Origin of the sequence: Mycoplana dimorpha, from assembly GCF_003046475.1 — a bacterium.
Classification (GTDB): Bacteria; Pseudomonadota; Alphaproteobacteria; order Rhizobiales; family Rhizobiaceae; genus Mycoplana; species Mycoplana dimorpha.
This window is the reverse complement of sequence record NZ_PZZZ01000006.1, coordinates 343470-357056: the sequence shown is the minus strand read 5'-3', so window position 1 is coordinate 357056 and position 13587 is coordinate 343470. Positions and strand designations below refer to the sequence as shown.

Annotated in this window: 12 protein-coding genes and 1 pseudogene; 5 read left to right on the top strand and 8 right to left on the bottom strand. The window is 66.4% G+C overall.

The genetic code is table 11. The features are described 5' to 3' along the window. Both C7449_RS16315 and gfa read left to right on the top strand, forming a co-directional pair. Positions 1-192 (top strand): annotated as a pseudogene (locus tag C7449_RS16315) (S-(hydroxymethyl)glutathione dehydrogenase); the annotation flags it as partial. A 48-nt stretch (positions 193-240) separates the two neighbouring features. Beyond that, positions 241-816: an S-(hydroxymethyl)glutathione synthase gene (gene gfa, locus C7449_RS16310; RefSeq protein WP_108003941.1), complete on the top strand. Its 576-nt coding sequence runs from the start codon at positions 241-243 to the stop codon at positions 814-816. 138 nt (positions 817-954) lie between these two features. Here gfa and C7449_RS16305 read toward each other — a convergent pair whose 3' ends face one another. After that, positions 955-1488: a dihydrofolate reductase family protein gene (locus tag C7449_RS16305; protein WP_108003940.1), complete on the bottom strand. Its 534-nt coding sequence runs from the start codon at positions 1486-1488 to the stop codon at positions 955-957. Between the two features lie 193 nt (positions 1489-1681). After that, a complete protein-coding gene (locus C7449_RS16300) occupies positions 1682-3685 on the bottom strand; it encodes a HutD family protein (RefSeq protein WP_108003939.1) in 2004 nt (667 codons plus the stop codon). A 76-nt stretch (positions 3686-3761) separates the two neighbouring features. Between C7449_RS16300 and C7449_RS16295 the strand changes: the two genes are divergently transcribed. Beyond that, positions 3762-4019: a type II toxin-antitoxin system Phd/YefM family antitoxin gene (locus tag C7449_RS16295; RefSeq protein WP_108003938.1), complete on the top strand. Its 258-nt coding sequence runs from the start codon at positions 3762-3764 to the stop codon at positions 4017-4019. Then, the gene (locus C7449_RS16290; RefSeq protein WP_108003937.1) at positions 4016-4399 is read left to right on the top strand and encodes a type II toxin-antitoxin system VapC family toxin; all 384 of its coding nucleotides are present in this window, start codon (positions 4016-4018) and stop codon (positions 4397-4399) included. The genes C7449_RS16295 and C7449_RS16290 overlap by 4 nt, the downstream gene beginning before the upstream one ends. 20 nt (positions 4400-4419) lie before the next feature. On the opposite strand, the gene hutU is transcribed toward C7449_RS16290, so the two are convergent. From hutU to hutI, 6 genes are read right to left on the bottom strand one after another with little or no spacing between them, the layout of a single operon-like run. Continuing rightward, on the bottom strand, positions 4420-6093 hold the full coding sequence (gene hutU / locus C7449_RS16285) for a urocanate hydratase (protein WP_108003936.1): 1674 nt from the start codon (positions 6091-6093) through the stop codon (positions 4420-4422). A gap of 13 nt (positions 6094-6106) precedes the next feature. Next, a complete protein-coding gene (locus C7449_RS16280; protein ID WP_210204747.1) occupies positions 6107-7270 on the bottom strand; it encodes an acyl-CoA dehydrogenase family protein in 1164 nt (387 codons plus the stop codon). Next, the gene (locus C7449_RS16275; RefSeq protein ID WP_108003935.1) at positions 7267-8415 is read right to left on the bottom strand and encodes a CaiB/BaiF CoA transferase family protein; all 1149 of its coding nucleotides are present in this window, start codon (positions 8413-8415) and stop codon (positions 7267-7269) included. The genes C7449_RS16280 and C7449_RS16275 overlap by 4 nt, the downstream gene beginning before the upstream one ends. Continuing rightward, positions 8412-9209 carry an N-formylglutamate deformylase gene (gene hutG, locus C7449_RS16270; RefSeq protein WP_108003934.1) on the bottom strand — a complete coding sequence of 266 codons (798 nt, stop codon included), beginning with the start codon at positions 9207-9209 and terminating at the stop codon, positions 8412-8414. The genes C7449_RS16275 and hutG overlap by 4 nt, the downstream gene beginning before the upstream one ends. A gap of 2 nt (positions 9210-9211) precedes the next feature. Then, positions 9212-10747 carry a histidine ammonia-lyase gene (gene hutH, locus C7449_RS16265; RefSeq protein ID WP_108003933.1) on the bottom strand — a complete coding sequence of 512 codons (1536 nt, stop codon included), beginning with the start codon at positions 10745-10747 and terminating at the stop codon, positions 9212-9214. Further along, the gene (gene hutI, locus C7449_RS16260) at positions 10744-12003 is read right to left on the bottom strand and encodes an imidazolonepropionase (protein WP_108003932.1); all 1260 of its coding nucleotides are present in this window, start codon (positions 12001-12003) and stop codon (positions 10744-10746) included. The genes hutH and hutI overlap by 4 nt, the downstream gene beginning before the upstream one ends. Positions 12004-12104: 101 nt before the next feature. Here hutI and C7449_RS16255 point away from each other — a divergent pair, with 101 nt between their 5' ends. Continuing rightward, the gene (locus C7449_RS16255; protein ID WP_108003931.1) at positions 12105-13451 is read left to right on the top strand and encodes a formimidoylglutamate deiminase; all 1347 of its coding nucleotides are present in this window, start codon (positions 12105-12107) and stop codon (positions 13449-13451) included. Positions 13452-13587 lie beyond the last annotated feature (136 nt).

The window sequence follows — 13587 nt, the reverse complement described above, 5'->3', positions numbered from 1 at the left end:
CGGCAGTGGATGGGCACCGCGTTCGGCGGCGCCCGCGGCCGCACCGACGTGCCGAAGATCGTCGACTGGTACATGGACGGCAAGATCCAGATCGATCCGATGATCACCCACACCATGCCGCTCGAGGACATCAACAAGGGCTTCGAGCTGATGCATTCGGGCGAAAGCATCCGCGGGGTGGTGGTCTACTGATCGGCGCCCCCGCGCCGTTCGCAATTGTTGCAAGGAGGAGGAAGAACAATGGCAAGTCAGGTATCGATACACCCCGCCGTCGACGGCGGGGTGAAAAAGGGACAGGCGGATTTCGCCGGCGGGACGCTCGTCTGCGCCTGCGCCGACCGCCCGGTGAAGGTCGCGGTCAATGGCGCTGTCGCCCACAACCATGCCTGCGGCTGCACCAAGTGCTGGAAGCCGGAGGGCGCCACCTTCTCGGTGGTCGCGGTGACCGCGCATGACAACATCACCGTGCTGGAAAACGGCGACAAGCTCGAGGTCGTCGATCCGAACGCACTGATCCGCCGCCACGCCTGCAAGGAATGCGGCGTGCACATGTACGGTCCGGTGGAGCGCGAGCACGCCTTCCAGGGCCTCGACTTCATCCACCCGGAACGCTTCGAGGAAAGCGGCTGGCCGGAGCCGACGTTTGCCGCCTTCGTGTCGTCGATCATCGAATCCGGCACCAAGCCGTCCGACATGGACGGCATCCGGGCGCGCCTGCGGGAACTGGGACTCGAGCCCTATGACTGCCTGTCGCCGGCGTTGATGGACTATGTGGCAAGCTGGGTCGCCAGGAAATCGGGCGTCCTCAAGGACTGAAACACTCCGGCGCCGGAGTTCCGGCGCTGCCTCCCAAGACCGAAACGCCGCGCTTCCTTCCGGAAGGCGCGGCGTTCTTCGTTTCAGGCGCGGTGAAAAACGCCACAGGTTTTTCCATCGCGGAGGTTCGGTGCACGGCTACGCGGGAACGTAGGTCAACCTGATCACATCCCTGCCAATCCGATCGCTCGCCACCAGCCGCAGCGGAGGACGGGCGCCGGCGAAGAACGGTTTGCCGCGACCAAGCACGACCGGGTGAAGGTACAGTCGATACTCGTCCACAAGGCCGAGGTCGGTCAGGCTTCCCGCCAGCTCAGGTCCGGCGACTTCGATCTCTCCATGCAGTTGCGTCTTCAGCCTGCGGATCGTCCCCTCGAGGTCGTCCGTGACGAGAGTGGCGTTCGGGCCGACGGCGTTCAGCGAGCGCGACACGACCCATTTCGGTCGGCTCCGCCAAGCCGCTGCATAGGCGCGTTGCTCGTCGTTCCACTCCGAACGGTCTTCGTCCCAGTACCGCATCTCCTGGTACATGCGGCGGCCATACACGCAGCCTGCCAGGCCGCGCATGTCATCGATAAAATGCCGAAAGAGCGCCGGATCGGGCGGCCCGAATTCCATGTGGTCGACATACCCGTCGAGCGACTGGTTCAAGGCATAGACGAGCTTGGCCATGCTGCAGGATCTCCTCCGCAAGTTCCTCAAGAAGGCTCGAGGCGATGCTACGGAGAATTGAAGCTGGGTACAACCAGGTCGCTGCTGCGTTCGAGACCCGATCGAAGGTCTCAGCTTTCCGAATTTCACCACCAAAGCAGCTCGTCCTCCCAACGACCTGCCCGCGGTCATTCCCGCTTGAACGGGGCCGGCCCTAGCCGAGCACCTTGCCGGGGTTGAGAATGGCGGCGGTGTCGAGGTCGGCCTTGATCTGCCGCATCAGCGCCAGCTTCACCGGATCGGCGGTGTCGCGCAGCGAGTGCACCCGCTTGGACCCGATGCCGTGCTCGGCGGAGAAGGAGCCGCCGATCGCGACGATGTCGCGGTAGAGCACCGCTTCGACGGCGGCCAGCTTCTCGCGCGTCACATCGGCGCCCGCGGCGTTCAGCACGAGATGCAGGTTGCCGTCGGCGAGATGGCCGAACAGGTAGGGCTCAAGAGCAGGATCGATGGCCTTCAGTTCGGCGACGCAGCGGCTCGCATAGGCGTCGATTTCCGAAAGCGGCACGGACACGTCATAGGAGGGAGCGGCCGGGTGCTTGCGGTAGATCAGGTCGGTGTCCTCGCGCAGCCGCCAAAGGTCGGCCTCCTGCGCGCCGGACGTGGCGACCACCGCCGAGGTTTCCGGATACTTTTCCACCACCTGCTCGTAGAGCCGCTCCAGTTCTACCTGCAATTGTTCCTCGTCGGCGCCGCCGAGCGAGATCAACAGGTTGATTGGATGGTCAGGGGCGAAATCGGTGGCCGACCATTGATGGTGGCCGGCGGTCAGGCGGAAGTAGGAGTTCCAGATCGCCTCGGCGGCGCGCAGGTGACCGGAGCGCACGTCGAAGGCGAAGCGGGCGGTGTCGAGCGCCGCTTCGACCGAGGGCAGGCCGAACAACACCGTCGCGGTCGCCGCAGGCATCGGCTCCAGCTTGACGGCGATGCGGGTGACGATGCCGAGCGTGCCCTCGGCACCAATGAAGAGATGCTTGAGATCATAGCCGGCGGAGTTCTTCACGACGCGGGTCAGGTCCGAATAGATCGAGCCATCCGGGAGCACGGCTTCCATTCCGAGGACGCGATGGCGCATGACGCCGTAGCGGAAAGCGGTGATGCCGCCGGCATTGGTGGACACCATGCCGCCGATCGTCGCCGAGCCGCGCGACGGCAGGTCGATGCCGGGTTCGAGGCGGTGTTCGGCGGCGGCCGTCTGCAGCGCCTGCAGGGTCACGCCGGCTTCCACGACGGCGACGCGTTCGACCGGCGACAGCCGCTCGATGCGGTTCAGGTGCGCCGTCGACAGCACCAGTTCGCCGGGCGTGGAGAGCCCGCCGCCGACGAGTCCAGTGCGTCCGCCATGGGTGACGATGGCCACGCCATGCGCCGCGCAGGCCTTCACGACGGCCGCGACCTCCTTGGTGGAGCCGGGCAAGGCGACGGCGGTGGTGCCGAGATTGCCGGCGGTGACGCCGTAATCGATGTTGGCGACCGCGTCGCCGGTCTTCAGGTTCGGCTCGCCGACAATGGCGCGGAGTTCGTCGAGAAAGGCGGCGGAGAGCTCCGTTGCGCTGCGTTTGGCCTCGCATGCGCGGATTTCGACGACGAACAGCTCGGCGGGCGCCGCGCTGGAGAGGAGGATGTCGCCGGGCGCAGCGGCGATTGCGCTGTCGAGGGTGGAGAGCCGAACGTCGCGATCGCCGACCGTCAACGTGACGTCGCCCTTATGGCAGAGGATGAGGGTGACGGTTGCATCGCTGTTGAGGGGGGCGGGTTCGGAGACTTTGAGCCTGGTGACCGTGTGGGAAAACGCGCCGCGCCGCGTCATGACGTTGAGGTCGGTGATCGTGCCGCCGAGCAGCGTTGCCGACGTCGGCGCATCGGCCGGGAAGGGCAGCGGCGCGTCGTCCCCCGTCAGGCGCACCGGCGGCCGACCATCGATATCGAGCGCCATGCCGTCGCCGCTGAGGATCGAAAGGGTGCGGTCGATGCCGGGGAAGGCGGAAAACGGGCCATCGCTGGCGACGGTGGCCATGCTGACCCGCCAGTCGAAGTCGGCGATGGTGGCACCGGCTGGAAAGACGGCGATCTCGACGGTCTCGCCGCCACCATTCTTCCACGGCATGCGCTTGTAGTCGGTCGCGCTTCTCAGGATGGTCAGTTCGGGCTTTGCCATGGCGCTATCTTCCTGCCGTTGTATTCCCTGCGAGGGCAAACTAAGTTTAATGGACTAAGTCCGTATCGAGGCTGACATGGAAACGGTCAACATTCACGAAGCGAAGACGCATCTCTCGCGCCTGGTCGAGAAGGCTGCGAAGGGCGAAGCGTTCATCATCGCCAAGGCCGGCAAGCCAATGGTCAAGGTGGTGCCGCTCGACCAGGAGGCTGCGCCGAAGAAGCGCCGCATCGGTTTCATGAAGGGTGAGATCGTCGTTCCCGCCGACTTTGACACAATGATGGCCGACGAGATCGAGGAAATGTTTTATGGCGGCGACCTTTTCCCGAAATGAGGCTCCTCCTTGACACGCACATTCTAATCTGGGCCGCCGGCGATATCGCCGCGATGCCCAAGTCCGTCAGGGCCATCATCGAAGATGAGCGCAATGTTTTGCTGTTCAGCCCGGCAAGCATCTGGGAAACGGCGATCAAGCACGGGCAGGGGCGTTCCGATTTCCGGGCTGATCCCCGCACCTTGCACCAACGGCTGCTCGACAATGGATATCTTGAGCTGCCGATAAACAGCGAACATGCAATCAGGATTGCCGGGCTCCCACCGCTTCACAAGGATCCATTTGACCGCATTCTCATCGCTCAGGCGCTTGCAGAGAACGTTGCGTTGCTGACCATCGACAAGCTGGTCCTCCAGTATCCGGGCCTCAGGACATTCTGAGGCCCGGCGGAGGGATCGCCTCAGTTGCCGAGAATGCCCGGCAGGCGCAGGCCCTTTTCGCGGGCGCAATCCAGCGCAATGTCGTAGCCGGCATCGGCATGGCGCATGACGCCGGTGGCCGGGTCGTTCCACAGCACCCGCTCGATGCGGCGGGCCGCATCATCGGTTCCGTCGCAGCAGATGACGACACCCGAATGCTGCGAGAAGCCCATGCCGACGCCGCCGCCATGGTGCAGCGACACCCAGGTCGCACCCGAGGCGGTGTTGAGCAGCGCGTTCAGCAGCGGCCAGTCGGAAACGGCGTCCGACCCGTCCTTCATCGCTTCCGTCTCGCGGTTCGGCGAGGCGACCGAGCCGGAGTCCAGATGGTCGCGGCCGATAACGACCGGAGCCTTCAGTTCGCCGTTCTTGACCATCTCGTTGAAGGCGAGGCCGAGGCGGTGGCGGTCGCCGAGGCCGACCCAGCAGATGCGCGCCGGCAGGCCCTGGAAGGAGATGCGCTCGCGCGCCATGTCCAGCCAGTTGTGCAGGTGCTTGTTGTCGGGCAGCAGTTCCTTAACCTTGGCGTCGGTCTTGTAGATGTCTTCGGGGTCGCCGGACAGCGCCGCCCAGCGGAACGGACCGATGCCGCGGCAGAACAGCGGGCGGATATAGGCCGGCACGAAGCCGGGGAAGGCGAAGGCGTTTTCGAGGCCTTCGTTCTTGGCGACCTGGCGGATGTTGTTGCCGTAGTCGAAGGTCGGAATGCCCATGTCCTGGAAGGCGATCATCGCTTCGACGTGCTCGCGCATCGAGGCGCAGGCCGCCCGCTCGACCGCCTTCGGATCGCTGACGCGCTTTTCCTTCCACTCGGCCAGCGTCCAGCCCTTCGGCAGGTAGCCGTTGACCGGGTCGTGCGCCGAGGTCTGGTCGGTGACCATGTCGGGACGGATGCCGCGTCGAACCATCTCCGGCAGGATCTCGGCGGTGTTGCCGAGCAGGCCGACCGACTTCGCCTCGCCGTTCTTCGTCCAGCGGGCGATCATCTCCATGGCTTCATCCAGCGTCTCGGCCTTCTCGTCGAGATAGCGGGTGCGCAGGCGGAAGTCGATCGAGTCAGGGTTGCACTCGACCGCAAGGCAGGAGGCGCCGGCCATGACGGCGGCGAGCGGCTGGGCGCCGCCCATGCCGCCGAGGCCGCCGGTCAGCACCCACTTGCCCTTGAGGTTGCCGCCGTAGTGCTGGCGGCCGGCCTCGACGAAAGTCTCGTAGGTGCCCTGAACGATGCCCTGGGTGCCGATGTAGATCCACGAGCCGGCGGTCATCTGGCCGTACATGGCCAGGCCCTTCTTATCCAGCTCGTTGAAGTGATCCCAGTTGGCCCAGTGCGGTACCAGGTTGGAGTTGGCGATCAGCACGCGCGGCGCATCCTTGTGGGTGCGGAACACGCCGACCGGCTTGCCGGACTGGACGAGCAGGGTTTCGTCCTCGTTCAGATCCTTCAGGGTCGCGACGATCTTGTCGAAGTCCGCCCAGGTGCGAGCCGCGCGGCCGATGCCGCCATAGACGACCAGCTCGTGCGGGTTTTCGGCGACGTCGGGATGCAGGTTGTTCATCAGCATCCGCATGGGCGCCTCGGTCAGCCAGCTCTTGGCCGTGATCTCGGAGCCGGTCGGGGGGAAGATGTCGCGCATGTTATGTCTTGGATTGCTCATGGTTCGCTCCCTGTCAGGCCAGCATGTTGCCGGAGATGATGATGCGTTGGATTTCGCTGGATCCCTCGTAAATGCGCATGATGCGCAGATCGCGATTGATCCGCTCGATTGGGAAATCACGGGTATAGCCGTAGCCGCCATGCAGCTGCAGGGCGGTATCGGCGATCTTGCCCGCGGCCTCGGAGGCGCCGAGCTTGGCCATGGACGAGGCCAGCGAGAAGCGGCCGCCGTGATGATGCGCCAGATCGCGCTGGCGTGCAGCCTCCTGCGACAAGAGCAGCGCCGAGTGGAAGGCCAGGCCCATGTCGGCGATCATCCAGCGGATGCCCTGCCGCTCCGACAGCGCAATGCCGCCGATGATGCGCTCCTTGGCATAGGCGATCGCCGCGTTCATCGCCGCGCCAGCCAGGCCGAGGCACTGCGCGGCGACCTCGATGCGGCCGTTGTCGAGAACCTGCATGGCGGTGCGGAAGCCCTTGCCCTCCTCGCCCAAAAGCGCGCTTTCGGGAAGCTCGCAGTCGAGGTTGAGAGTGAAGACATGGCCGCCCTTCAGGCCCATGGTCTTTTCCGGCGGGCCGGCGTCAAGTCCGGGCGTGCCCTTCGGCAGGATGAAGGCAGAGATGCCGCGATGCGCCTTCTCGGGTTCGGTCACCGCGTAGACGACGATGAAATCGGCCACGCCGCCGTTGGAGATGAAGCACTTGGTGCCCTTGAGGTGCCAGCCGGTCTCCGTACGCCGCGCCCGCGTCTTCATGTCGGCGGGGTCGGAACCGGCGGTGGGCTCAGTCAGGGCGAAGGCGCCGAGCGCCTCGCCGGTGGCGGCCCTGGTCAGCCATTCCTGCTTCTGCGTCTCGGTGCCGCCGATCAGGATGGAATCGGTCGCGAGATAATGCGCCGTCAGTGCCGAGGCGGTCGAGCCGCAGGCTCCGGCCACGATGGAAACCGCGCGCAGCAGGGCCGGCGCGGAGATGCCGCTGCCGCCATGTTCTTCCGGCAGGTTGGCCCCCATCATGCCCGCCTCTCCGAGAAGGGCGAGTTGCGCATGGACAAAGCACGAGGTCTCGTCGGTCTCGGCTGCAAGCGGGGCGATCTTGTCGCCGCACAGCCGCTCCAGCACCTCGCAGAACATGCGCTCCTCTTCGGATAGCATGTGCCAGGGATCGTCGATCTGCGTCATGCTTCCTCCAATCCAAATTCCTTCAGGACAGCCTCGATATCACCGCCGAGGCGGGGCGCGGCCGTCGAAGCCACGGGCTTGGCGCCGTCGAAGCGCACCGGCTGGCCGACCACGGGCGTCCGACCGAGAACGGGGTGCGCGAGCATGCTGACCAGACCGCGAGCAGCCGTGTGCTCATTGTCCGCAGCCTGCGCAATATCCCAGATCGGCGCAGTCGGAAGGCCCTGCGCGGCCAAGGCCGCAACGGCCTCCTCGGTCGTCAGTCCACCGGTCCACTCCTCGATCAAGGCCCGCAGCGCTGGCTCATGCTCGGTGCGGCTGCTGTCGGTGGCAAAGCGCGGATCGGCGGCGATCTCCGGCTTGCCGATAAAGGCGGCGAGCCGTTCGAACTGGCCGCCGTTCAGAACGGCGATCACCACCTGGCCATCGCGCGTACTGAAGCAGCCGAAGGGGGTGGACAGCGGATGGCGGTTGCCGACCCGGCCGGGCAGCACGCCGCCGTAGAAATGCTGGGCATGGCTGGTGGTCAGCATCGAGAACAGCGCATCGTACATGGCGATGTCGAGCGTCGCGCCCGCCCCGGTGGCATTGCGCTGAACCAATGCGGCCATGATCGACCAGCTGGCGAACAGGCCCGCGACCAGATCGGCGATGCTTTCGCCGGTCTTCAGCGGCGCACCGCCATCCTCGCCGGTCGCGGCCATCAGCCCGGACATGGCCTGCACGACCAGATCATATGCCGGCAGGTCCTTGAAGGGACCTTCCTGGCCGAAGCCGGAAATGGAGCAATAGACCAGCCGCGGATTGGCCTTGCGCAACGCCTCGGCGCCGAGGCCCAGGCGGGCGGCGACGCCGGGGCGGAAATTCTCAACCACGACGTCGACGCGGGCTGCAAGCGCCTGCGCGAGTTCCAGGTCGGCCGGCTTCTTCAGGTCCAGCGCGAGGCTTTTCTTGCCGCGGTTGTTCAGCGTGAACAGCGCACTTTCGCCATCCTTGAACGGCCCGACGTGCCGGTAGTCGTCACCGGCCGGCGGCTCGAGCTTGATGACCTCGGCGCCGAGATCAGCCAGCAGCGCCGTGCAATACGGCCCTGCCAGAACGCGCGACAGGTCCAGGACCTTGATGCCCGAGAGCGGCCCGCTCATCCCTTCAACTCCGGTGCGAGGGCGGCAAGCCGCGCGAGGATCGCGGCAAGGCTCTGGCGCAGCGCCGCGGCCTTGGCCTCGTCATAGGCGAAAGGCACGGTCTCGCTGGCCAGATGGCTGGATTGGGCCAGCTCCATCTGGATGGCGTGAACGCCCATTTCCGGTTTGCCGTAATGACGCGTGGTCCAGCCGCCCTTGAAGCGGCCGTTCAGCACGTGCGTGCGGCCGCTGGCGGCGCAAATCTCGAAGGTTGCGGCCTCAATGCGCGGATCGCAGGTCCTGCCCATGTCGGTGCCGATGTTGAAATCCGGCAGCGTGCCTTCGAAGAGGAAGGGGATGTGCGAGCGGATCGAATGGCAGTCATAGAGCACGGCGAGGCCATGGATGGCCTTCACGCGCTCGATCTCGGCGGCGAGGGCGGCGTGATAGGGGGCGTGAAAGTCCCTCAACCGGGCGGCGATGTCGTCCGCGTTGGGGGCTTCGCCCTCCTTCCAGATCGGCGTGCCGTCGAAGTCGGTCTCGGGTACCAGCCCGGTGGTGTTCTGGCCGGGATAGAGGCTGACGCCTTCCGGGTCGCGGTTGGCGTCGATGACGTAGCGGTGGAAGGTCGCCCGCACCGTCGTCACGTTGTCGAGCAGCCCGTCATAGAGCTCGAAGATGTGCCAGTCGGTATCGGCAAGAATCTTGCCGTTGTCGTTCAGCCGCGCCTGGATCGCATCGGGGACGAAGGTCCCCGTATGCGGAAAGGCGAGGATGACCGGCGAGGTGCCTTGCCGGACTTCGAAGACGGCCATCGTCAGCCCTCCAGTGCCGGGAGGATGCCGGCGGAAACGGCGGCGTTCAGCGTGCCGGAGGCGACGAGATCGCTGGCGATCTTGAGGTCGTCGGCCATGTAGCGGTCTTCCTCGATCGACGGCGAGACGGCACGCAGAGCTGCGACGGCCTTCTGCAGCTCGGGGCTGGTCGCAAGCGGCGCCCGGCATTCGACGCCCTGCACGGCGGTCAGCGCCTCGATGCCGATGATTGCAAACAGGTTGTCGGTCATCTGCAGCAGGCGGCGGGCGCCGTGGCAGGCCATCGAGACGTGGTCTTCCTGGTTGGCCGACGTCGGCGTCGAGTCGACCGAGGCCGGATGCGACAGCTGCTTGTTCTCGCTCATCAGCGCGGCGGAAGTGACCTCGGCGATCATCAGGCCGGAGTTGAGGCCCGGCTTCTTGGCGAGGAAGGCCGGCAGGCCGTAGGAGAGCGCCGGGTCGACGAGCAGGGCGATGCGGCGCTGGGCGATGGCGCCGATCTCGCAGATCGCAAGGGCGATCTGGTCGGCGGCGAAAGCCACCGGCTCGGCATGGAAGTTGCCGCCGGAAACGACCGAATTGTCGGAGAGCACCAGCGGGTTGTCGGTGACCGCATTGGCTTCGATCTCGAGCGTGCGGGCGACCGAGCGCAGGAGATCGAGGCAGGCGCCGTCGACCTGCGGCTGGCAGCGGATGCAATAGGGATCCTGCACGCGCTCGTCACCTTCGATGTGGCTCTGGCGGATGGCCGAGCCTTCGAGCAGGGTGCGGAGTGCCGCTGCGGTGTCGATCTGGCCCTGGTGGCCGCGCAGCGTATGGATGTCCGGATGGAACGGCGCCGAGGAGCCCATCGCCGCGTCCGTCGACAGGGCGCCGGTGATCAGCGCGGCCTCCGCGGCGCGGTGGGCGCGGAACAGGCCGGCGAGCGCCAGCGCGGTGGAGGTCTGGGTGCCGTTGATCAGCGCCAGGCCTTCCTTGGCGGCGAGCGTCACCGGGGTGAGGCCGGCCTTGTCGAGGGCGCGGGCGCCGCTCATGCGCTCGCCTCCGAAGAAGGCCTCGCCATGGCCCATCATCACCGCCGACATGTGGGCGAGCGGCGCCAGGTCGCCGGAGGCGCCGACCGAACCCTTTTCCGGGATGACCGGAATGACGCCCTTTTCGAGCATCGCCTCGATCAGGCGGACGACTTCGATGCGGACGCCCGAGGCGCCGCGGCCGAGCGAGACCAGCTTCAGCGCCATGATCAGGCGGACGACGTTTTCGGCCAGCGGCGCGCCGACGCCGCAGCAATGCGACAGGATCAGGTTGCGCTGCAGGGTGGCGACGTCGGCGGCATCGATCTTGATCGAGGCGAGTTTGCCGAAGCCGGTGTTGATGCCGTAGACCGGGGCGTTGCCGGCGGCGATCTCGGCGATGCGGGCGGCGGCCTTCTCGATGCGGGCGTCGAAGGAGCGATCGAGGCGGGCCGGCTCGCCGGTCCAGTAGATGGTCTCAAGGTCCTTGAGCGGCACGGAGCCCGGATGAAGAACGATAGTCATGGGTTTGCCCTCTCTCCCTTGAAGACGCGATGGTGCAGTGGGTTGAAGCCGATGCGGTAGACGAGCTCCGCGGGCTGATCGATGTTCCAGATGGCAAGGTCCGCAGACTTGCCGACTTCGAGCGTGCCGGTCTCGCCGAGGAGGCCAAGGGCCCGAGCCGCTTCGCGGGTGGCGCCCGCCACACACTCCTCGACGGTGAGCCCGAAGAGTGTAGCGGACATGTTCATGGTCAAGAGCAGCGAGGTCAGCGGCGAGGTGCCGGGGTTGCTGTCGGTGGAAATCGCAATCCGCGTACCCGCCTCGCGAAGCGCCTTGACCGGCGGCAGCTGCTTTTCGCGCAGCGTGTAGAAGGCGCCCGGCAGCAGCACGGCGACCGTACCCGCTTCCGCCATGGCCTTCGCGCCCTCGGCATCCAGATATTCGAGGTGGTCGGCGGAGATTGCACCGTAGGATGCCGCCAGCCTGGCGCCGCCGAGATCGGAAAGCTGCTCGGCATGCAGCTTCACGGGCAGTCCGAGCGCTTTGGCGCGCTCGAACACACGGGTGATTTCCGCAGTCGAGAAGGCGATGCCCTCGCAGAAGCCGTCGACCGCGTCGACCAGGCCCTTGGCGTGGGCGGTGTCGAGGCCAGGCAGGACAACGTCGGTGATGTAGTCGTCGTTGCGGCCCTTGTATTCCAGCGGGGTGGCGTGGGCGGCGAGATAGCTGGTGACGATGCGCACCGGGCGCAGCGTCTCGAGCCGGCGGGCCGCTTCCAGCATCCTGATCTCGGCCTCGATGTTCAGCCCGTAGCCGGACTTGATCTCGATGGTGGAGACGCCTTCGGTCAGCAGCGTGTCGAGGCGGGGCAGGGCGGTTGCGACCAGTTCGTCCACCGAGCAGGCGTTGGTCGCCTTCACCGAGGAAACGATGCCGCCGCCGGCGCGGGCAATCTCTTCATAGGTCGCACCCTCGAGGCGCATCTCGAATTCGCGGGCGCGGTTGCCGCCATAGACGAGATGGGTGTGGCAGTCGACGAGTGCCGGAGTGATCAGGCGACCCTCGCAATCGACGACCTCCGTGGTCGCGAGATCCGCCGGCACCCCGTCTTCCGGGCCGACGTAAACGATGCGTCCGTCGCGCGCGGCGATCGCGCCGTTTTCGATGATCCCGAGACCGCCGTGCGCCTCGTTGAGCGTTGCCAGCCGTGCGTTCCGCCAGAGCGTTATCTGCCCGGCCTCCGCGGCGGCGCCTTCAGAAAAATTGTTCCCGACCATCAGCCTTGCGCCTTTCCTTCGTTGTGATAATGTATATACATATTAATCCGAGTGACAAGTGGAAAAATTTGCAATCCACTGGCGGCCCGAGAGGAGACCTCATGACAGTAATTCACGCAGGCGCGGCGTTGACGCCGGAGGGCTGGCAGCGCGACGTGCGGCTGACGCTTTCCGGCGGCCGGATCGAAAAGATCGAGACGGGCCGCGCGCCGCAGGCCGGGGACGAGCGCCATCAGGTGGTCGTGGCGGCGATGCCGAACCTGCACAGCCACGCCTTCCAGCGGGCGATGGCGGGTCTCGCCGAAGTGCGCGGTCCGGCCTGCGACAGTTTCTGGAGCTGGCGGACGGTGATGTACAAGTTCGCGCTGTCGATGACGCCCGAGCATGTCGAGGCGGTCGCAGCACAGCTCTATATGGAAATGCTGGAGGCGGGCTTCTGCCGGGTCGGCGAGTTCCACTATCTGCACCACGACAAGGACGGCAGCCCCTATGCCAATATAGCCGAGATGGCCGAGCGCATCGGCGCTGCGAGCGCCGAGACCGGCATCGGCCTGACCCTGCTCCCAGTCCTTTACGCCCATTCCGGTTTCGGCGGCGCAGCACCCATCGAGGGCCAGCGGCGCTTCATCAACACCGCGGATCGCTTCGAGGCGCTGATGGCCGGTTGCCGGGCAGTAACCGATCGCCTCGACGGCGCCGTCCTTGGCGTCGCGCCGCACAGCTTGCGGGCCGTCACCCCGGAAGAGCTGAAGATCGCCGTGCGGCTGGCCGGCGAGGGGCCGATCCACATCCACGTCGCCGAGCAGACCAAGGAAGTCGAGGATTGCATCGCCTGGTCGGGTGCGCGCCCGGTGCAGTGGCTGCTCGACAATGCCGGGATCGACGGCCGGTGGTGCCTGATCCACGCCACCCACATGACCGACGACGAGACCCGCCGCATGGCAAGGAGCGGCGCCATCGCCGGCCTCTGCCCGGTGACCGAGGGCAATCTCGGCGACGGCATCTTCCCCGCGCCGGCCTTCCTCGAGGAGGGCGGACGCTTCGGGGTCGGCTCGGATTCGAACATCCTGATTTCGGTTCCCGAGGAACTGCGGATGCTGGAATATTCACAGCGGCTCGGACTGCGCGCCCGCAACGTGATCGCCGAGACCGGCGGGTCGACCGGACGGTCATTGTTCGAGCGGGCGCTCGCCGGCGGCGGCGCGGCCCTGCAGTGCCGTCCGGAATTGGCCCCCGGCGCTGCCGCCGACCTCGTGTCGCTCGACGCGGCGGCCGTACCCTATCTCGACGGCGACCAACTGCTCGACAGCTGGATCTTCGCCTCAGGCGTCAGCGTCGACTGCGTCTGGGCGCGGGGCAAGAAGGTCGTCGCCGGTGGCCGGCATGCAGAGCGCGAGGCGATCGCCACGCGGTTCCGCGCCACCATGCAGGCCTTGCTCGCGAGCTGACCCTTGCGGGAAACACGCAGGCCGGAGGACGCTTCGGCCTGCGACCATGAACAAGGTTCGCCGCGCGGGCGCGCCCCGGCGGGTACGCTCACGAACTCAGCAGCCTGCCAGGCGGATCGCATGAAACGGATTCCCG